Raw genomic sequence first — 18,920 nt, forward strand, 5'->3', positions numbered from 1 at the left:
TAGGATGGTCGGATGCACGGGACCAGTACGCGAGCGATCGGGCGTGCCGCCGTTCGCAACGAACTCGGTGCCGTCGGTCTGCGGAAATTCCTCGAGTCGGGTTTCGACGCCATCACCTTCGACGACCTCGCGAGAGAAGCAGGTGTCTCACGCAGCACCTTCTTGCGCTACTTCGGCAGCAAAGAGGACGTGGTCTTGCACGTCTTCGACACCGTTGGCGACCAGATGGCCGCGGTTCTCGCTACCCAGCCGTTGACCGAGGACGCCTGGTCGGCGCTCCGCGCCGCGGTTGCTCCGGCAGTGGATCTGCTGCAAGATGCGGCGGACGGCCTCGACAGGATCCGGCTCGTCTGGTCCACCCCCGCGCTCTGGGCACGCCTTCACGAGAAGCAGGCGACTTGGCGCCCAGAACTCGTTGACCTCCTGCTCAAACGCGAGCCCCGGGTCGGGACGCCGATCATCGCGGTGCGCACGCGAGTGATGGCTGCTGTCGGCTGCCTGATGGTGGCCTACGACGGTTGGGTCGAGGACAACGGCATCTCGCCGCTGGATGAGCTGACAGACGCTGCGTTCGCTGCGCTGACGCGATCGGGTGGCCTCGGCCGTCCGAGCACAGACACTTGACGTCCAACGGTGAACCGGCCGAGTTCGGCGGTCGTCGGCACGGTGACGAGTGGTCAGCCACGACACTGTTTCGTCGCGGTCGATGGGCTCCCGCCTGAGCGTGCGGAGGCTGCGACTCGACCTCTGACGTGCGGTGCGCAGTTGCTCGCGAGCACAGGCTGGCATGCGGGCGGTCAAGGAAGCTGCGGTCGCAGCAGGTGATGCGACGTGATTGCCTGATACCCGTTCCCGGCTGCGAGTGCTCGCGTCTCGTCGAACGCTCGGGAGGTGAGGAGCATCCCGATCGGGAGTCCGTCCCGGTCGAGCCCGATCGGAACGCTGAGTCCGGGGAGGCCCGCCATGCTGCCGATCGCTGTGTACCGCATGTTCCCGGCCGTGAGCGACGCCGGCCCCCCGTCGAGTTCGACGCTCTCCGCGCCGTGCGGCAGCGCCGTGAACGGCAGGGTCGGTGTCACGAGGACGTCAACGTCGCGCATCGCCTCGAGCAGCCCGTCGCGGAACCACGCTCGGAAACGCTGCGCCTGCACGTACTCGACGCCTGAGTAGCGGAGCCCGATCTCCAGATGCGTCCGGACGTCGTCGCCGTAGTCGTCCGGCCTGGTGCGCAGGAGGTCGAGGTGCATCGCGCTCGGCTCCACAGCGTCGACCACGAGTTGCGCATCCACGAGCTCGTCCACACCGGGCACGTGGATCTCGGTGACCACCGCGCCAGCGGCGACGAGCGCGTCGAGCGCGGCGCGCACGCCGGCGGTGACATCGGGTTGGTTGCCGACGAGCGCGTAGTCGGCGATCACACCGACCCGGAGGCCGCGCAGGTGGGTGGCGGGGTCGACGGCCTGGAGGCTCGGCGCGGTCGGGTGGACCGGCTCGCGTCGCGTGGTCCGGTCGCGCTGGTCCCACCCCGCGATCGCGTCGTGCACGACGGCGGTGTCCGCCGCAGTCCGGGCCAGCGGCCCGACGGTGTCCATGGTCCACGCGAGTGGGACGACACCGGCGTTGCTGACTCGACCGATGGTGGGACGCAACCCGCTGACGCCGTTGACCGACGCGGGGAGCCGCACCGAGCCTCCCGTGTCCGTCCCGAGTGCCGCGACGACCATGCCGGCCGCGACCGCGATGCCGGACCCGCCGGAGGACCCGGCGGGGACCCGATCTCGGTTCCACGGGTTCCGCGCGCGTCCGGTGTGGGGGTTGTCCGTGGTGCCGCCCCACGCGAGCTCGTGCATGTTCGTGCGGCCGACGAGCACCGCACCGGCGTCGCGCAGGCTGGTGACGACGGTGGCGTCGTGCGTGGCGGGCTCGTCGCCGAGGAGCAGGCTGCCGGCGCGGGTGTGCTGTCCGGTGACGTCGATGTTGTCCTTCACCGCGACGGGCAGGCCGTGCAGTGGACCGCGGTCGACGGCGGCGGCGAGTTCGGCGTCAGCTCGTGCTGCGGCGGCCCGGGCGCCGTCACGGTCGACGTGGACGAAGGCGGCGAGGTCCGCCTGCTCGTCGATGCGGGCGATGCTCTGCTCGACGAGTGCGACGGCGGTGGTCGTTCCGGAGCGGAGCATGCCGGCGAGTTCCGCGATCGGTCGGTGGAGGTCGGTCACGGGCGGGCTCCGTCGCGGGCGTCGGTGGTGTCCGCAGCGGCCGGCCCCGCCTGCGCGTGGTCGAAGACCGAGACGGGGACGACCTCGGGTGGGATGTTCGCGGTGACGAAGGCGGCGATGGAGCGTCCGCGAGCGGTCCACTCCTCGGTCAGAGTCTGGCGGGCGGTCGCGTCCATGGGAGCTCCTCTGGTGCGGGGAAGGCGGGGAAGGCGGGGAAGGCGGGGCCGCCGGGTGGCGGCCCCGCCTTGGGTGGTGGGGTCGATCAGTTCTTCGCGGGGTAGGACTTCTCGGCCTTGCCCGAGAAGGTGGTGTCGACGTTCGTGTCGTACGAGGTGGCGTCGGCCGGGTGCTTCTTGACGTTGTCGATGTCGGCAGCGAGCTGGAGGTTGTGGTCCCAGGCTTCCTCGGTGACGGTCGCACCGTGCGGGTAGCCGTCCGCCTCGATCTCCCGCTTGACGGCGGAGGCGACCGTGGACTTGTCGAGTTTCGGGAAGTACTTCTCGGCGACCTCGATGGTGCCGGCCTCGTCTGAGTAGATGTAGTTGTAGGCCCGCTGGAATGCGTTGACGACGCCTTGCGTCGCCTCGGGGTTCGCCTTCACGTACTTCTGGGTGGAGGTGAGTGACGAGAACGCGAAGGGGTTCCACTCGTCGCCGGCGGCCGGCCATGAGTACACGACGTGCATGTCCTGCTGGTCGACGGCCTGGCTGACCGAGGGCTCCGGGACGACCGCGTAGTCGGCCTGGCCGGATGCGACGGCGGCGAGTTCGTTGCCGAGGGAGACGTTGATGAGGTCGACGTCCTTGAGGTCGTACGTGTCGATCATCTTCGTCATGAGTGCCCAGGTGGAGTCCGGTGACGGGGAGACGACGACCTTCTTGCCGTTCAGGATCGTGGGGTCGTCCTGCGCGCTCGCGTCGTCCTTGCCGACGAGGAACTCGGCGGGGGCGTTCTGTACGCCGGCGACGATGACACCCTCACCGCCCTGTTCGTGGGACTTGGCGGAGAACACCGGGTCCTGGATGGAGAACCCGGCTGAGCCGCCGAGCACCGCGGCGAATGAGGCGTTGCCGGATCCGCCGGTGTCGATCTTGACGTTCACGCCCTCGTCCTCGAAGTAGCCCTTCTCCTGGGCGACGTAGAGCGGCAGGTAGAGGAGGGTCTGAACTGCCTGGTTGATGGTGACGTCCTGGGTCTCGCCGTCGGCCGAGTCGGCCGCGCTGGAGCCGGACGCGCACCCGGTGAGTGCGACCAGTGTGGCGGCGGTCGCCGCGACGAGGGTGAGGACGCGGGCGCGTCGAGGAAGGGGAGATCGCATGGGGCACAGCCCTTTCGGTGGGAGGAGCGCAGGGAAGGAGGGTGAGGTGGGAGGGGTTTCCGCTGTGGGTCAGCGGCGATCCCACCGGAGCAGGACGCGCTCCAGCAGATCGATCAGGAGGCCGAAGACCAGGACCATCGCCATCACGACGACGACGCCGGCGAGCACCTGGTTCATGGCGAAGCTCGACGATCCGGTGACGATCATGTGACCGACACCCGCAGAGGACGAGATGAACTCCCCCACGACGGCGCCGATGATCGCGAACCCGACGTTGAGCTTGAGGCCGGCGATGACCCAGGCCATCGCCCCGGGGACGATGGCCTTGGTGAACGCCTGGGTCTTGGAGCTGCCGAACGAGCGCATCAGGTCGAGGAGATCGGTGTCGACCTTCTGCGCACCGCGGTAGGCGTTCGTCAGCGAGACGATGACGCACGAGAACGCGACGATGACGACCTTCGACACCAGACCGGTGCCGAACCAGATGATCATCATCGGCGCGACGGCGAGGACAGGGATCGACCCGATCGCGGTGATGAAGGGCGCGGAGAGGTCGGCGACGAACCGCGAGTACCAGAGCAGGAGGCCGAGGAGCGACCCGCCGAGGGCTCCGATCACGAATCCGATGAGCACCTCCTGCGCGGTCACGCCGAGGTCGGTCCACAGCTCGCCGGTCCCGACGTTCTGCGCGAGCACCGTGACGATCTGCCCGGGGCTCGAGAACAGGAACGTGCTGATCCACCCCGCGGACGCCCCGAGTTGCCAGGCCGCCAGGAAGGCGACGACGATCGCGATCTGGATCGACACGAGGACGCTGCGTCGCCTCGACGACCGCGGTCGGGTGCGGCGTTCGGGTGCGGTCCGGACTGCCCCGGTGGCTGCTTCTTCGATCTGGATGGCGGTCATGCTGCGCGCTCCGTCCGGGCGCCGGTGCCGATGGAGCGCCAGATCGCCTCGTAGTAGTCGTTGAACGCCGGCGCGAGGCGGCGCTCGTTGATGGCGTGGCTGTCGGTGCCGAGGTCGATCTCGATCTCCTGCACGACCTGTCCGGGATGGGCCTTGAGGACGTAGACGCGGTCACTCAGGGTGACGGCTTCCTCGATGTCGTGCGTGACGAACACGACCGTCTTGCCCGCCGCCTTCACGGTGTCCATCAGCTCGCTCTCGAGCTGGATCTTCAGCGGGTAGTCGAGGGCCTTGTACGCCTCGTCCATCAGGATGATGTCTGGGTCGGTGACCATCGTCCGCATGAGCGCTGCACGCTGCCGCATGCCACCCGAGAGCTGGCCCGGGTAGCTGTCCTCGCGGCCGGACAGGTGGTACGTGTCGAACAGGGCCGACGCCCGCTCGCGCGCCTCGCGCCGTGGGACCCCGTGCACCTCGAGGCCGAGGACCACGTTCTGCATGATCGTCCGCCACGGCATCAACAGGTCCTTCTGCAGGACGTAGCCGATCGACCGGTTCGGGTTGCCCGTGGTGTCGTTCCCGTTGACCAGGACGCGACCCTCGGTGGGGGCGAGCAGCCCGGTGATGATGTTGAAGAGGGTGGACTTGCCACAGCCGGAGGGTCCGACGAAGGAGACGAACTCGCCGGCCTTCGCGTGGAAGTCGATGCCGTCCAGGACGAGCGGGCCGTCGCCGTAGCGCTTCCCGATGCCCTGGACCTCGATCGCATGGGACATGGTCATTCCGTTCCTGCCCCGTAGCGCCCGACTGTTGCGGGCACGGGGACGTAGTCCTTGAGGAAGTGGTAGCCGATGTAGTCGATGCCGCGGGCTCGGAGGATGGTGTCCTCGACGTCGACGGTGACGCACGCGATGCCCTCGGTCGGCCCGGTGTCGGCGCGGATGACGCCGTTCGGGTCGATGATCCGTGAGTGCCCGTGGTAGTTGAGGTTCCCCTGCTGCGCGACGACGTTCGACTCGACCATCCACGCCTGGTTCTCCAGCGCCCGGACGCGGCCGAAGAGCGTGTACTGGTCGACACGGATGTCGTCCTCAGCCGCTTCGTCGGCGTCGTCGTACGCCCACGCGGTCGGCATGACGAGGATCTCCGCGCCCTGCAGCGCGAGCGCCCGAGTCGTCTCGGGGAAGCACTTGTCGTAGCAGATGAGCATCCCGATCCGGCCGATGCCCGTCTCGAACACGGGGAACCCGACGCCCGGGTGGTAGACGTGTTTCTCGTCCCCGGGCTGGTGCACCTTGCGGTACCGGCCGATGTAGCCGTCCGGACCGGCAAGGACGACGGTGTTGTAGAGGACATCCGCGTACCGGTCGTCGCGCTCGGTCAGCCCGAACACGACGTGCAGGCTCTGCTCGACCGCGGCCTCGATCACCGCACTCACCCGCGGGCCGTTCGGCACTGTCTCGGCGTTCTGCTGCTGGTAGCGGACGTTCTCGAAGTCCAGACTGAGCGTGTCCGTGAGGTAGCCCTGCAAGGCCTGTTCCGGGAACACCACCAGGTCGGCACCGAGTTCGGCAGCATCCCGGATGCGGCCGAGCATCACGGTGAGGTTCGTGTCAGGGTCGTACACGACCGGCATCGACACGGTGGCGATGGTGGTGAGGGGCATGAGAGGAGCGTGATCCACAGGGGTTTCCACCCCGTCACGCTCTCGTTACGCCCCTGCTAAGCCACCACTCACTCGTCCACGAATGCCTCCTGACCGGGGCTTCCGCGTTCCACCCAAGACGCAACGCCACGAAACTCCCGCCCCCTCGTGCTCCGGCGCCCGGCCTGTGCGACCCTGAGGTCCCATGCCGAAGTACCTCGAACGTCGCCATCACCGCGCACGGCTGCTGCGCGACATGCTCCGCGACGAACTGCTCCGCGGAGACGGCGGGATTGCCGCGCTGCCGTCCGAGGACGAACTGATCCGGCGACACCAGGTCGGCCGGAACGTGGTCCGCGAGGCGCTCGATCTCCTTGTGTCGGAGCGACTCATCCGACGAGTCCGCGGCCAGGGAACGGAACCTACGGCGCACGTGATCGTCCACCACCTCAACCAGCTACGCGCGATCGGCGAGCCAGGACACAGCACCGTCGAGGGCAATGCGATCCACTACCGGAAGCTCTCCTGGGAGCTCGTCCCCGCGCCGCAAGTGGTCGCGGACAACTTGGTCGTTCCAGGCGGGACTCCGGTCATCCGGTGGGAACGCATCACGGCGTCGCGTGATCCCCTTGTCTTGTGGACCAGCTACTTCAGGAGTGACCTCGGCTTGCGGGAGCCCGGGGCGGAGACACCCGGCGTGGATGCGGGTACGTGGGGGTTCCTCGAGGCGGCGGGCATCGAACTCGGTGAAGCCGCGGTGCGCACCGGGGCCGTGCCGGCCGACCCGGCGGTCGCCGAGATGCTCGCCACCGAGCCGTCCGCGCCGCTCCTGGTGCAGCATCGGCTCCTCACGGACGCCACCGGCCGACCGATCGAGTTCGCGGTCGGGTACTACCGGGGCGACCTCATCGTGATCAGCAACACGTTGCGACGGAACCCCGGTTCAGGGTCATGAGCGGAGGTGCCTTGCGGACGAACACGCAGGCTTGCCCGTGCGAGGGGGTCGCAGCGGCTCCCTCTACCGGCGCTTTCCCTCAGCGACGAAGCCACTCGCCCGCGACTACCGTTGGTGGGATCGTGGGTTCCTCTGGACTGGCCCTCAAGGCCATTCCGAGCCCGTTCGAAGGTTCACGTCAACCGGGGTCCAGTCGGAGACCGCGCGGCGCAACTCCGTCACGGCTGAGGCGGGGCGGGTCAAGAATCCACACGAGGTTTCGGAGACACGCCCTAGCTCGAGTTGAAGGAGGTGCCGAGAAGCTTCTGGATCGCCATGAGGTTCTGACCGATCAGCTTGGAAACAGCGTCCTCGACAGCGGCTCCGAGATCGAACGAAGGGTCGGACACCCAGAGTTGCGACAGTCCATCCCAGACGGAGATGACCTGTCGCGCCGTTAGCCACGGGTCGGCGTTGGGGTGTGCCAGGCCGGCTTTCTGGCTGTGCTCGAGCAGTCGAGCGAAGAGGTCGACGATCCGCGCGTTGCGTTGCGCGAAGTACTCCGCTGCCGGATGGCCCGCCAACGACGCAGATCCCTTCATCGAGTTCAGTAGGCGAAACCGGGGATCGTGGGGATCGGGGTCCGCAAGCCTACGAAACGCGCGAGCGTCCAAGAGCGTGTCTTCGAGCGTGACATGGGCGCGGTCCGCCTCGTCGTCCTCGATCGCCCCCAGGGCGGCAACCAGAAGGTGGTCCTTCGAGGGAAAGTGGTAGAGCACTGTCGTCTCGCTGGTCCCGGATCGTTGCGACACGAGCGCCGTCGTGACGTTCTCGTGTCCAAGCTCGTCGACGAGTTCCACCACGGCCTGCACGATCGTCTGCCGCCGCTTTGTGGTGGAGGCGTAGGGGCCGCGTTTCCCGGGCGTCGTCGTCGTCATCCGATCAGCATAGGTCAGCGAATCCAGAGTGTTCACGAATGTTTGACACTCGCCGTCGATCAAAAAGTGTTGCCCTGGAGTCGAATGGTGTGGTTCACTCTGGTTTCGGATCCCGGTGCTGCCGGCTCCGGCCGTCTACCCAGACACCCACTTCCACCGAAGGAACCCGATGACAACGACGTCACGCCCTACCGCTCGCGCTGCTCGGAAGGTCAGCCGCCGCAGCGATCCCGACCGCCTTTCCACCGGCGCGGGACTCGCGTGGACGACCACCGGGCTCTCCGGCGCCGTCAACTACCTCTTCTTGGGGATGTGGGTCTTCTACGGCACCGACGTCCTCGGACTCAACCCCGCCGTTCTCGGTACCCTCGCTCTGGTCAGCAAGCTGCTCGAGGCCGTGGTCGTGGTCATTTCCGGCTGGCTCGTGGACCGCACCCCCGAGACTCGGTGGGGGAAGGCCCGCCCCTACGAGCTGGCGATCGTCGGCGTCTGGGTCGCGACGTACGCGCTGTTCTCGACCCCCGACTTCAACGACGTCGGCAAAACGGTCTGGCTCTTCGTGTGGCTGGTGATGGCGAACGTCGTCTTCACATCGCTCCTCGGCGCGAACGACTACCTCTACCTCGCGCGCGCCTTCAACTCGCGCGTCCTCGTCGCGAAGGTGTCGACCCGCACCGGCTTCTTCACCACCGTCGGAGTCGTCGTCTTCAACGTCGCCCTCCCCGTCTTCCTCGCCCAGGCGGGCACGAGCGCACCGGCCTGGTCGATGCTCGCGCTCTACCTCGCGATCCCCCTCGCGCTGATCGGTCTCGGCCGCTTCCTCTTCTTCAAGGAGAGGTACCAGACCGAAGCCGAGGACGCCCCGAAGGTCACCTTCCGCGACATCCGCGAGGTTCTCACCACGAACCACTACATCTGGATCATCGCCGGAATCAGCTTCGTCAGCTCTCTCGCCGGCGGCACCGGGATCGCGGTCTACTACTTCAAGTACGTCGTCGGCGATATCTCGCTGATGAGCTTCACCGGGCTGATCCCTGTCCTCATCCTGCCCTCGATGCTGTTCTTCCCCCGCCTGATGAAGAAGTTCAAGGTCAGCACCATCATCACAACCGGTGCGATCGCCGGCGTCCTCGCCGGCGCACTCATGATCGTCGCGAACGGCAACCTGATCCTGATCCTCATCTCCAGCGCTCTCAGCGGTCTGGGCATCCTCCCCATCACCTTCCTCACGCAGCTCCTCGTCATCGACAACGCGAGCTACAACCAGTGGAGCGGGCGCCGTCGACTCGAGAGCACGATGGGCGCCATCACGACGTTCTTCGTGCGGTTGGGTGCTGGGGCCGGTGGCGCCGCGACCGGTTGGGTGCTCGGCGTCGTCGGCTACGACGGGACCGCCGAGACTCAGTCTCCCTCGGCCGTCACCGGCATTGTCCTCCTTGCCGGCGCGTTCCCCGCCGTCCTCTGGATCGGCGTGGTGCTCGTGATGCGGCCGTACCGCAAGTTCGAGCAAATGCTCCCAACCATCACTCAGAGCCTGGCCGTCATCACCGCTGACGACCCGAAGGTCGACACGGTCAAGCCCGAATCTGTTCCCGGGACCGTGCGCACCTCGACCGATGAACACTCGGCCGACAAGTGAACCAGGACGTGTGCGGAGCGGCCGGCCCCGCACACCTCGTCACTCCCGCCCCCAGCTCACCACCTTCGAAGGAACACTGATGACGCTCTCCTCCTCCACCGACGAGTCCCTCGAGGACCTCGCGCTCACGCCCGACCCAGTGGATGAGGCCTTCGCTCAGCCCTATGTCGACGTCGACGAATGGCGAGAGACCCCCGCTCACCACCGCTACATCCACGGCGGATTCGCCGACAGCGACACCCGCTTTTCGCTGTACCTGCCCACGCAGGACCAGTTCGAAGGCCGGTTCTTCCAGCACGTGACCCCGGTGCCTCAGAGCGAGAACCTCGCGCAGCAGCAGCTCACTGACGAGAATCCGGTTCCGTTCACTCTCGCCAGCGGCGGTTACTACATCGAGACCAACGGCGGCGGCCCCGGAGCCGCGAACCCCATGTCCGGGATCGACCCGACCATCGGCGCCTACCGTGCCAATGCGGCGGTCGCCCGACTGTCTCGTCAGATAGCGGAGTGGATCTACGGACCGCAGCGTGTCTACGGCTACCTCTACGGAGGCAGCGGCGGCGGATATCGCACCATCGGCGCATCCGAGAACACCGACGGCGTCTGGGACGGCTACGTGCCGTACGTCATCGGCAGCCCCATGGCCATCCCGAACGTCTTCGCGGTGCGTATGCACGCGCAGCGCCTCCTCCGCCACGCGTTCCCGCGAATCGTCGACGCCTTCGACGCTGGCGGCGATCCGACCACCCTCAAGCTCAGCACGGAGGAGCAGGCTGCTCTCGACGAAGTCACCCGAATGGGCTTCCCGGTTCGGTCGTGGTTCGGCTGGCAAACCATGGGTATGCACGCGTTCAGCGTGCTGTACCCCGGCATCATGCACGCTGACCCCGCTTACGCCGAGGACTTCTGGAGCGCTGAGGGATACCTCGGAAGCGACCTGGATTCGTCCGTACACCGCGACCGCGTCCAGCTGAAGACGACCCTGGTCGAGCTCCTCACCGCCGACTCCGAGACCGCCGCGATCACCGGCGGAGTCGACGAGTCGTACAAGGCGACAGCGCTGCCGCGAACGGTCATCGGCGCGCGAATTGCCGATCGACCGGAGGGGTTCACTCTCGGCGCCGAGCTGGCGATCCTCACCGGTCCGTCGGCAGGCAAACTCCTCCGCCTGACGGGCGTGGACGGAACCACCGTCCTGTTCGAGCCCGGCGAGGGCTCGTTCGAGCTGACCCCGGGCGATGAGGTACTCGTCGACAACTCCAACTTCCTCGCCGCGCAGACCTACCACCGCCACCAGGTCCCCTCGAGCGACTACATCGTCTGGGACCAGTTCCGCACCGCCGCCGGCAGCCCCGCACCACCCCAGCGCCCCGTCCTCCTTGGGCCGCTCTTCGCCGCGGCCGCGTCCGGAACCGTTCCCACCGGTCGCATCAGCGGCCACATGATCGTCGTCGCCTCCCTCCTGGACCGCGAGGCCTTCCCCTGGCAAGCGGACTGGTACCGCTCCCGCGTCGGCGAGTTCATCGGCGACAACGTCGATGACCGGTTCCGGCTTTGGTACACCGACAACGCGCTGCACGGCGACGAGAGCGGCATCCAGGAACACGAGACGCGTACCGTCAGCTACGTCGGCGCTCTCCAGGCAGCGTTGCGCCAGCTCAGCGCTTGGGTGGAGCAGGGCACCGCCCCGGCCCCCTCCACGACGTACGCCGTACACGAGGGGCAGGTGCTCGTCGATGCCAACGACGCCGCTCGGGGTGGCGTGCAGCCCATCGTCGCCCTCACCGTCGACGGCAGCGACCGCGCCGAGGTCAGCGTCGGAGAGATCGTGACTGTGCGGATCACCGCCCACGCAACCACCCGCGCCGGCATCATCACCGACGTCGTCACCGATCTTCACGGCACCGGACACTTCGACACGACCCAGCAGGTCACCCCTGCAGGGTCCGTCGAGATCTCCGAGGCGTGCAGTTTCGAGTTCCCCGGGACCTACCTGATCGCCGTTCGCGCGACCGCTCAGGTCGGAGGCAACGCAGACGACCGGTTTGCGCGAGTCGACAACATCGCTCGAGCCCGCATCGTCGTCCGCGCCATCGACGCGACCTGATCCGCTTCTCCGATCGACACGACCCAGCCTCGCCGAGGCGGCCCGAGTGCACATCCACCAATGTGCTCGCGCAGGAGGTCCTGTCGCGCGTAGCCCTGTGGAGACACATGAGCCCCGACGATCACGACCCGACCCCGCTGCCGGCCGAGCGCCAGCCGCACAGCCTGGTCAACGGAGCTAGCAGCAAGCCGGTGGAACGCGCGACGCCTCATCGGGGACCTGATGGTCATTGCACGGCCGTCGCGCATTCGCCTCCAAGGGGGCCGGCGACCGACTTCGCTGACGCGCATGACCTTCGACATCTGCCCGCTGCCCGATACCGTGCGAAAGGTGCCTTCGCCTCACGCCGTTGCGGTGTGGGACGCCACGCGCACGGATGGCCACATCTCGGCTGCGAAGGCAAGGCTGCTTGCGCCGGAACTCGACCGAGTGAATGCAACCGCCTACCGAGTGAACAGCGAACCGCCAGTGGGGAAGATCGCGCTGTACGTCTGCATTCCCCACATCCATGGCATCCGAGCGCTTCACACCAAGCCGTCGGAAGGCAGACACCGAATGGTCCTGCGATTCCCGCTCCGCTGCGTTGGCTGCGAGACAGCCTTCACGGCGCGCGTCGGGGTCGCGCCGACCGACTTGACGCGCTTCTACCCGCCTCGCGGCACCCGACGTCGTTCCCGGGCTACTTGAGCAGCCCCTCCTTGGTCAGCCAGTCCTTCGCGGCGGCCTGGGCCTGGGCCTTCTCGCTGCCCTCGACACGGTTGCGCAGCTCGATGAGGTCATCGGTCGTCAGCTTCTCGGACAGCTTGTTCAACGTCGACGCGAGCTTCGCGCTGTAGATGTCCTTGTTCAGGAACGGCAGGATGTTCTGCGACGCGATCAGGTTCTCGGGGTCCTTCAGCACGAGCAGCTTCTTCGTCACGAGGTCGGGTGACGTCGTGTAGATGTCGGCCACCTGCACGGTGTCGTCGACGAGTGCCTTGACCGTGTCGGGCCCGCCGTAGTCCTCGATCGACTTGAACGTGACCTTCTCCACGCCGTACGTCGACTTCAGCCCGGGGATGCCGTACGGAAGGGTGCCGAACTGCGGATTGGCACCGAGCGAGAACGGCTCGATCTTGGAGAGGTCACCGATCGACGTGAGGCCGTTCTTCTCGGCCTCGGCCTGGGTCACGACGTAGGCGTCCTTGTCCTCGGCCGGAGACGGCTCGAGCACCTGGAAGTCCTTCGGGATCTCGGTCTTCAGCGCGGCGTCGACCTCCGCTGTCGTCTTCGCGGTGGCCTTGGTGTCGTAGAAGAACAGCAGGTTGCCGTTGTACTCCGGCATGAGGTTGATCGAACCGTCCTTGAGCGCGGGGATCGTGGTCTGCCGCGGGCCGAGGTTGAACTTGGTCGTCACGTCGAACCCGGCGTCCTTCAGGACGAGGGCGTACATGTTGCCCAGGATCTCGCTCTCCGGGAAGTTGAACGAGCCGACGACAATCGGCGTGCTGCCGGATCCGTCGCCCCCGCCCGATGCCGGCTTCGTGGGGTCCGAGGTGGAACAACCGGAGAGCGCCACGATCGCCCCGATCGCGACCACACCCGCGAGGATACGTGTCCTGGTGCCTGCTGTGAACATCAGTGGTCCCTTTCGTCGACGGAGAGTGCCGTCACCGCGCGGCGCCGGAGTGGCAGCGCGCGGAAGTGTGTGCGGCGGCGGCGGCGGGTCTGCCCCTCGGGGCCGCGGCGGGTGAGGTGTTGGGCGAGGGCGAACAAGCCGTCGATCACGAGGGCGAGGACCGTCACGAGCAACGCGCCACCGAGGATGAGGTCGTTGTCGTTCAGGCTGATGCCCGTCGAGATGATCGCGCCGAGTCCGCCCAGCGAGATGTACGACGCGATCACGACGGTCGCGATGACCTGGAGGACCGAGGCACGGATCCCACCGATGATCAGCGGCAGTGACAGGGGGACCTCGACCTTGAGCAGGATCTGCAACTCGGTCATGCCCACCGAGCGCGCGGCGTCCACGGTCTGCGGATCCACGGACTCCACACCGGAGTACGCCCCGGCGAGGATCGAGGGGATCGCCAGGACGACGAACGCGATGATGGACGCGATGAAGGCGGTCTGCGTGAACGGCACGGTCATCCCGATGATGACGAAGAGGGTGCCGAGCAGGCCCAGCGTCGGCAGCGCGCGCATGGACCCGCTGAAGGCGATGACGAAGCTGCGCCCGCGCCCGGTGTGACCGATGTACAGGCCCAGTGGCAGCGCGATCAGCGCGGCGATGGCGACCGAGATGAACGTGTACAGCAGGTGTTCGCCGATCCGGTCCTGGATCGGGAGCGGGGTCTGGAGCCCGGGGCGGTAGTTCGCCGGGTCGAGGAGCCAGGCGACGGCATGGAGGAAGAACTGCACGGTCAGGCCCCCCGTTCGATCGTCGCCAGCGCGGCCCGACGGCGCGACCGACGCGACCGCACCTGGATCCGTCGCGACCACGGCATCAGGACGCGCCCGAGCGCCACCAGGACGGTGTCGAAGACCAGTGCGACGAAGAGACTCGCTGCCACGCCGACCAGGATCTCCTCGAGGAACTGACGCTGTCGCCCGTCCGTGAACAGGAACCCGATGTTCGCGGAACCGACCAGGGCGCCGACCGAGACCAGGGCGACGGTGCTCGCCGAGACCACCCGCATCCCCGCGAGGAGGACGGGACCCGCCAACGGGAGCTCGACCGTCCAGAAACGTCCCCAGGCGGAGTACCCCACCGAGGTGGCCGAGTCGACGACGTCCGCCGGAACGGCGGCGAACGCGTCAGCTGCCAACCGCACCATGATGGCGACCGCGTACACGGACAGCCCCACCACGATGTTCACCGGATCCGTGATGCGGGTGCCGAGCAGGTAGGGCAGGATCACGAAGAGCGGCAGGGACGGGATCGTGTAGAGCAGACTGCCGCCGCCGACGATGACCGATCGGACTGCCTGCCACCGGTTCGCCACCCACCCCAACGGCACCGCCACGACGAACCCGAGGACGATGGGCACGGCCGCGAGACCCGCGTGGGTGACGGTGAGGCCCCAGACGAGACCGAAGTTCGCGATGATCCAGTTCAGGTCAGCATCCCAATCCTCGTCGGACGACCGTCCGCCTCAGAGTAGTCGCGCCGCACCGTTCTGACCGCGACGGATCGTCGCGCCGGCGTCCCCGGGCCGGCTTCCCCGGTCACTGGTGCAGGAAGTCCTGCCGCTCCTGCTCGACCACCGGCGCGAGTCGCACTCGGACCACCGGACCGGAGTCGACGCTGGTGATGCCGTCGAGCGCGACCACGAGCGCTTCGGGGCGCTGCTCCCAGTCGACCTCGCCGGAGTGGCCGAGCACGGCGACGGACCGGATGGTGCGGCCGAGCAGGCCCGAGGCCGACCCGAACGCCCGGATGCGGGCCGACCCCTCGTCGGGATCGGCCAGCAGGGTCGCGTAGACGGCGTCGCCGGTGACGTCGTGGCGCGTGGTGAACCGGACGTCCTCGGCGGTGTACTCGACCGTGTCGGCGTCCACGAACGAGCCGGCGGGACGAGTGGTCGGCCCCTCGCCCGAGATCGTCCACGGCCGGGTGCCGTAGATCGCCTCACCGTTCACCGCGAGCCACGAGCCGATGCCGCGCAGGATGCGGACCTCGGCCTCGGGCAGGGTGCCGTCGGCCTTCGGCCCGGTGTTGAGCAGCAGCACACCGTTCTTCGCGACCACGTCGACGAGTTCGGCGACCAGGTCGCGCACGGTCTTGTAGTCGTGGCCCTCGATCCAGCTCCACGCGGTCTTGGCGATCGCGGTGTCGTTCTGCCAGACGGTCTCGGGTGTGCCAGCCATCGCTCCGCGCTCGATGTCGTACACGGCGCTGCCCGGGGCGAAGGTCTCCCACTTGTAGTTGATGACGACCTCGCGGCCCCACTCGGCGGCGCGGTTGTAGTAGTAGGCCGCGAGGGTCCGGACGTACGGCTGGAACGCGGGCTGCTCGATCCACCAGTCGAACCAGAGCACCTGCGGGCGGTACTTGTCGATGAGCTCGACGGTGCGGAGCAGCCAGTCCTCCAGGAAGCGCTCGTTCGGGGCGGTCTCCTCGCGCTGCGCCGGCCCGTAGAAATCGCTGAACCGCGGATCGAGCACGTCCGACGGGGTCTTCGTCCCGCCGTTCATGAAGAACCAGTGCTCGGCACGGTGGGACGACGCGCCACGGACCATCCATGCCTCGTCCGCGGCGACGAGGAGCTCGCCGAACACGTCACGCCCGGGCCCGAGCTGCGCGGCACTCCAGCGGGAGCGGTCGGTGTCGTACATCGCGAAGCCGTCGTGGTGCTCGGCGACCGGGACGACGAACTGCGCGCCGGCCTCGCGGAACACCCGCACCCAGTCGGCGGCGTCGAAGTGCTCCATCGTGAACGAGGGGATGAAGTCCTTGTACCCGAACGCGTCGTGCGGGCCGTAGGTCTCGACGTGGTGGGCGAACTCCGGCGTGCCGGCGCGGTACATGTCGCGGGAGTACCACTCGTTCCGGAACGCGGGGACCGAGAAGACGCCCCAGTGGACGAAGATCCCGAACTTGGCGTCCTGGTACCAGAGCGGTGCGCGGTACTGCTGCAGCGATGTCCAGGTCGCGTCGTACGGACCCGAGCGCACGACGGCATCGACCGCGGCCAGGGCCGCGGTGTTGTCCGAAACGTCCACGGGCTCGGGCAGGGTGGTCGGGTCCAGCGGGGTGAGCGGTTCGTGCACGACGTGCTCCGATCGGTTGCGGCAGCTCACGACGGCGATGTCGGGAGCGTGAGACATCCTATGTCTGTTCGATCTGTCGCGAGGGGTTCCCGGTCAGGGCATCCCCCGACGAGCGCAGCCAGGAGAGCATCGAACCGTGACCGCTCCGACCGCAGCCGACGTCCCGACCGAGCAGGGCCCGCGCCGCGCGGCTGACGCTCGTGCTCGCCTCGCTCGGCTTCTTCCTCATCACGCTCGACATCCTCATCGTGAACGTGGCGCTGACGACGATCGGGCGGGAGCTCGGCGGCAGCACGTCGGGGCTGCAGTGGGTGATCGACGCCTACACGTTGCTGTTCGCCTCGCTGCTGCTGTTCGCGGGCAACCTGTCCGAGCGCATCGGGGCGAAACGGGCGATCGGCTGGGGCATCGCCGGGTTCCTCGTGGCGTCCGTGGCGTGTTCCCTCGCACCGACGCTCGGCGCGTTGATCGCAGCGCGGGCGTTCCAAGGGGCAGCCGCAGCGGTGATGCTGCCGGCCTCGATGGCACTCATCCGCGAAGCCTTCCCGGATGCGCGTGAACGGGCGCACGCGCTCGGCATCTGGGCGGTCGGCGGTGCGGTCGCCGGGGCGGTCGGGCCGATCCTCGGCGGCGCGCTGACGACGCTCGACTGGCGCCTCGTGTTCGCCATCAACCTGCCGGTGTGCGCGGCGATGCTCGTGATGCTCGCCCGGGTGGCGCCATCGCCTCGGCGACCGGCTCGGTTCGACCCGGCCGGGCAGGTCCTCGCGCTGCTCGCGCTCGCGGGGCTCGTCTTCGGCCTCATCGAAGGCGGTGCGACGGGTTTCGACCGGTGGTACGTGGTCGTCGCGCTGGTGCTCGCGGCCGTCGCGGTCGCCGGTTTCCTGCTGGTGCAGGCCCACGGCCGGAACCCGATGATGCCGCTCGACCTGTTCCGTTCCGGTGGGATGCGGATCGCGCTCGGCGTCGGGTTCGCGTTCATGGTCGGCAACTTCGGCAGCGTCTTCGTCCTGAGTCTCTACCTGCAACAGCACCTCGGACTGTCCCCCCTGGCCGCGGGGCTGGTGTTCCTGCCGTCCGCAGCGTTCAGCATCGTCGGCAACGTGGTGAGCGGCACCCTCGTGAACCGGTTCGGCGCACGGGTCCCCGTCGTCGCCGGACTCAGCACGATGGTGCTCGGTCTCGTCGTGATGATCGTGCTCGCGCCCCTCGACTCGGTCGTCGCGGTCGCGGTGTGCACGATCCTGACCGGTGCGGGCGGATCGGTCGCGATGCCGCCCGCGACGTCGGTCGTCCTCGCCAGCGTCCCCGCTGAACGGTCGGGGACAGCGAGTGCGGTGTTCAACACCTTCCGGCAGGTCGGTGGGGCGGTGGCGATCGCGGTCTTCGGGGCGTTCCTGGCCGACCGGTCGCAGTTCGTGGTCGGGACGCAGACCAGCTTCGTGGTCGCCGCCGTGGTACTCCTCGTCGCTGCTCTGGCAGCGACCCGCATCAGGACCGAGTGACCGCGGGCGACGACGCAGCGTCAGCTCCGGACGTCGGCCCCACGGTGCTCGGCGGAATCCCGCTGCTCCGTCGCGGCCACGGACCCGAGCAGGCGGAGCGCGTCGGCCGTCGGTGAACCGGGTTCCGCGCTGTAGAGCAGGAGGCTCAGGCCCGGGTCGCTCATGAGTCGTGACCCCTCGAAGTGCAGGTCGAGGACGCCGACGACGGGGTGGACGAAGTGCTTCTCACCGGTGGCGTGCCGACGGACGTCGTGCGCACCCCACTTCGCCCGGAACTCCGGGCTGCGCGTCGAGAGCTCACCGATCAGCGCCTGCAGGTCCTCGTCGTGGGGGTCGTGGCCGGCCGCAGTGCGGAGGATCGCGACGCTCTGGTCGGCGGCGACGTCCCAGTCCGGGTGGAACGCGTCGGCCCAGTCCCGGTCCAGGAAGGCGGCGCGAGCGAGGTTCGGCCGCTCCGCCTTCCGGAACAGGTCCGCGTAGAGCGCCCGGCCGAGCGCGTTCGCACCGAGCAGGTCGAGTCGGTCGTTGCGGATGAACGCCGGCCCGCCGGTGAACGCGTCGAGCGTGTACTGCAGCCCGACGCGCAGGGTCTTCGGCGTCGCTGCACGGCGCTGTCCGCGGACCGGGGAGGCGTTCGCCGCCCGTGCGAGGTCGAACAGGTGGTCGCGCTCCGCGTCGTCGAGGAGCAGCGCACCGGCGATGGCGTGCAGGACGCCGTCGGAGACGCCGGCGAGGCTGCCGCGCTCGAGCCGCGAGTAGTACTCCACACTGACGTCGGCGAGCATCGCGACCTCGCTGCGGCGGAGGCCGGCCACGCGCCGGTTGGGCCCACCGGGCAGGCCCACCTGGTCCGGGCGTACCCGGGCACGGCGGCTGACGAGGAAGTCCTTGACGTCGTCGCGGTTCGTGCTCATGAGGCGACCCTACGAGGCCGCGCCGGGGCGCGGGGTGCACTGCCAG

The 18,920-nt window shown here is 68.2% G+C and carries 18 protein-coding genes; 6 read left to right on the forward strand and 12 right to left on the reverse strand.

What is annotated here, in order from left to right:
- The first annotated feature begins 12 nt into the window (after nucleotides 1-12).
- Nucleotides 13-624, forward strand: coding sequence for a TetR family transcriptional regulator (locus EDF53_RS12050; protein ID WP_123293792.1), 612 nt, complete (start codon nucleotides 13-15; stop codon nucleotides 622-624).
- A gap of 173 nt (nucleotides 625-797) precedes the next feature.
- Here the strand turns inward: EDF53_RS12050 and EDF53_RS12055 are convergent, their stop codons facing one another.
- From EDF53_RS12055 to EDF53_RS12080, 6 genes are all read right to left on the reverse strand, one after another.
- Entirely contained in the window at nucleotides 798-2,216 is a 1,419-nt protein-coding gene (locus tag EDF53_RS12055) for an amidase (protein ID WP_221181210.1), read from the reverse strand.
- Entirely contained in the window at nucleotides 2,213-2,392 is a 180-nt protein-coding gene (locus tag EDF53_RS12060; protein ID WP_123293793.1) for a hypothetical protein, read from the reverse strand. Before EDF53_RS12060 ends, EDF53_RS12055 begins: the two co-directional genes overlap by 4 nt.
- 86 nt (nucleotides 2,393-2,478) lie before the next feature.
- Nucleotides 2,479-3,534 (reverse strand): ABC transporter substrate-binding protein, encoded by a 1,056-nt coding sequence (locus EDF53_RS12065; RefSeq protein WP_123293794.1) that lies wholly within the window; start codon nucleotides 3,532-3,534, stop codon nucleotides 2,479-2,481.
- A 69-nt stretch (nucleotides 3,535-3,603) separates the two neighbouring features.
- Nucleotides 3,604-4,440: an ABC transporter permease gene (locus tag EDF53_RS12070; RefSeq protein ID WP_123293795.1), complete on the reverse strand. Its 837-nt coding sequence runs from the start codon at nucleotides 4,438-4,440 to the stop codon at nucleotides 3,604-3,606.
- Nucleotides 4,437-5,216 (reverse strand): ABC transporter ATP-binding protein, encoded by a 780-nt coding sequence (locus tag EDF53_RS12075; RefSeq protein ID WP_123293796.1) that lies wholly within the window; start codon nucleotides 5,214-5,216, stop codon nucleotides 4,437-4,439. Before EDF53_RS12075 ends, EDF53_RS12070 begins: the two co-directional genes overlap by 4 nt.
- Nucleotides 5,217-5,218: 2 nt before the next feature.
- Nucleotides 5,219-6,106 carry a carbon-nitrogen hydrolase family protein gene (locus tag EDF53_RS12080; RefSeq protein WP_123293797.1) on the reverse strand — a complete coding sequence of 296 codons (888 nt, stop codon included), beginning with the start codon at nucleotides 6,104-6,106 and terminating at the stop codon, nucleotides 5,219-5,221.
- Between the two features lie 184 nt (nucleotides 6,107-6,290).
- Between EDF53_RS12080 and EDF53_RS12085 the strand changes: the two genes are divergently transcribed.
- A complete protein-coding gene (locus EDF53_RS12085) occupies nucleotides 6,291-7,040 on the forward strand; it encodes a GntR family transcriptional regulator (RefSeq protein ID WP_123293798.1) in 750 nt (249 codons plus the stop codon).
- A 272-nt stretch (nucleotides 7,041-7,312) separates the two neighbouring features.
- Here the strand turns inward: EDF53_RS12085 and EDF53_RS12090 are convergent, their stop codons facing one another.
- The gene (locus EDF53_RS12090) at nucleotides 7,313-7,957 is read right to left on the reverse strand and encodes a TetR/AcrR family transcriptional regulator (RefSeq protein WP_148058341.1); all 645 of its coding nucleotides are present in this window, start codon (nucleotides 7,955-7,957) and stop codon (nucleotides 7,313-7,315) included.
- Nucleotides 7,958-8,126: 169 nt separating this feature from the next.
- On the opposite strand from EDF53_RS12090, the gene EDF53_RS12095 reads away from it, so the two are divergent.
- The 3 genes from EDF53_RS12095 to EDF53_RS18995 all read left to right on the forward strand — a co-directional run bounded on the left by EDF53_RS12095 (nucleotide 8,127) and on the right by EDF53_RS18995 (nucleotide 12,390).
- Nucleotides 8,127-9,596, forward strand: coding sequence for an MFS transporter (locus EDF53_RS12095; protein ID WP_123293800.1), 1,470 nt, complete (start codon nucleotides 8,127-8,129; stop codon nucleotides 9,594-9,596).
- Nucleotides 9,597-9,675: 79 nt separating this feature from the next.
- Entirely contained in the window at nucleotides 9,676-11,703 is a 2,028-nt protein-coding gene (locus tag EDF53_RS12100; protein ID WP_123293801.1) for an alpha/beta hydrolase domain-containing protein, read from the forward strand.
- A 288-nt stretch (nucleotides 11,704-11,991) separates the two neighbouring features.
- A complete protein-coding gene (locus tag EDF53_RS18995; RefSeq protein WP_148058342.1) occupies nucleotides 11,992-12,390 on the forward strand; it encodes a hypothetical protein in 399 nt (132 codons plus the stop codon).
- Here the strand turns inward: EDF53_RS18995 and EDF53_RS12105 are convergent.
- From EDF53_RS12105 to EDF53_RS12120, 4 genes are all read right to left on the reverse strand, one after another.
- Complete coding sequence (locus EDF53_RS12105) at nucleotides 12,383-13,321, reverse strand: ABC transporter substrate-binding protein (RefSeq protein ID WP_123293802.1); 939 nt, start codon at nucleotides 13,319-13,321, stop codon at nucleotides 12,383-12,385. The two genes, EDF53_RS18995 and EDF53_RS12105, sit on opposite strands and share 8 nt — an antisense overlap.
- Nucleotides 13,321-14,103, reverse strand: coding sequence for an ABC transporter permease (locus EDF53_RS12110; RefSeq protein ID WP_123293803.1), 783 nt, complete (start codon nucleotides 14,101-14,103; stop codon nucleotides 13,321-13,323). The genes EDF53_RS12105 and EDF53_RS12110 overlap by 1 nt, the downstream gene beginning before the upstream one ends.
- 2 nt (nucleotides 14,104-14,105) lie before the next feature.
- Nucleotides 14,106-14,732, reverse strand: a complete 627-nt coding sequence (locus EDF53_RS12115) for an ABC transporter permease (protein ID WP_307860918.1) — start codon at nucleotides 14,730-14,732, stop codon at nucleotides 14,106-14,108.
- Nucleotides 14,733-14,910: 178 nt separating this feature from the next.
- The gene (locus EDF53_RS12120; RefSeq protein WP_123293805.1) at nucleotides 14,911-16,512 is read right to left on the reverse strand and encodes an alpha-L-fucosidase; all 1,602 of its coding nucleotides are present in this window, start codon (nucleotides 16,510-16,512) and stop codon (nucleotides 14,911-14,913) included.
- 143 nt (nucleotides 16,513-16,655) lie between these two features.
- On the opposite strand from EDF53_RS12120, the gene EDF53_RS12125 reads away from it, so the two are divergent.
- Nucleotides 16,656-17,960 carry an MFS transporter gene (locus tag EDF53_RS12125; protein WP_221181211.1) on the forward strand — a complete coding sequence of 435 codons (1,305 nt, stop codon included), beginning with the start codon at nucleotides 16,656-16,658 and terminating at the stop codon, nucleotides 17,958-17,960.
- Between the two features lie 20 nt (nucleotides 17,961-17,980).
- Here EDF53_RS12125 and EDF53_RS12130 read toward each other — a convergent pair whose 3' ends face one another.
- Entirely contained in the window at nucleotides 17,981-18,874 is an 894-nt protein-coding gene (locus EDF53_RS12130; protein ID WP_123293807.1) for a helix-turn-helix transcriptional regulator, read from the reverse strand.
- Nucleotides 18,875-18,920 lie beyond the last annotated feature (46 nt).

Source organism: Curtobacterium sp. PhB78, assembly GCF_003751685.1.
Classification (GTDB): domain Bacteria; phylum Actinomycetota; class Actinomycetes; order Actinomycetales; family Microbacteriaceae; genus Curtobacterium.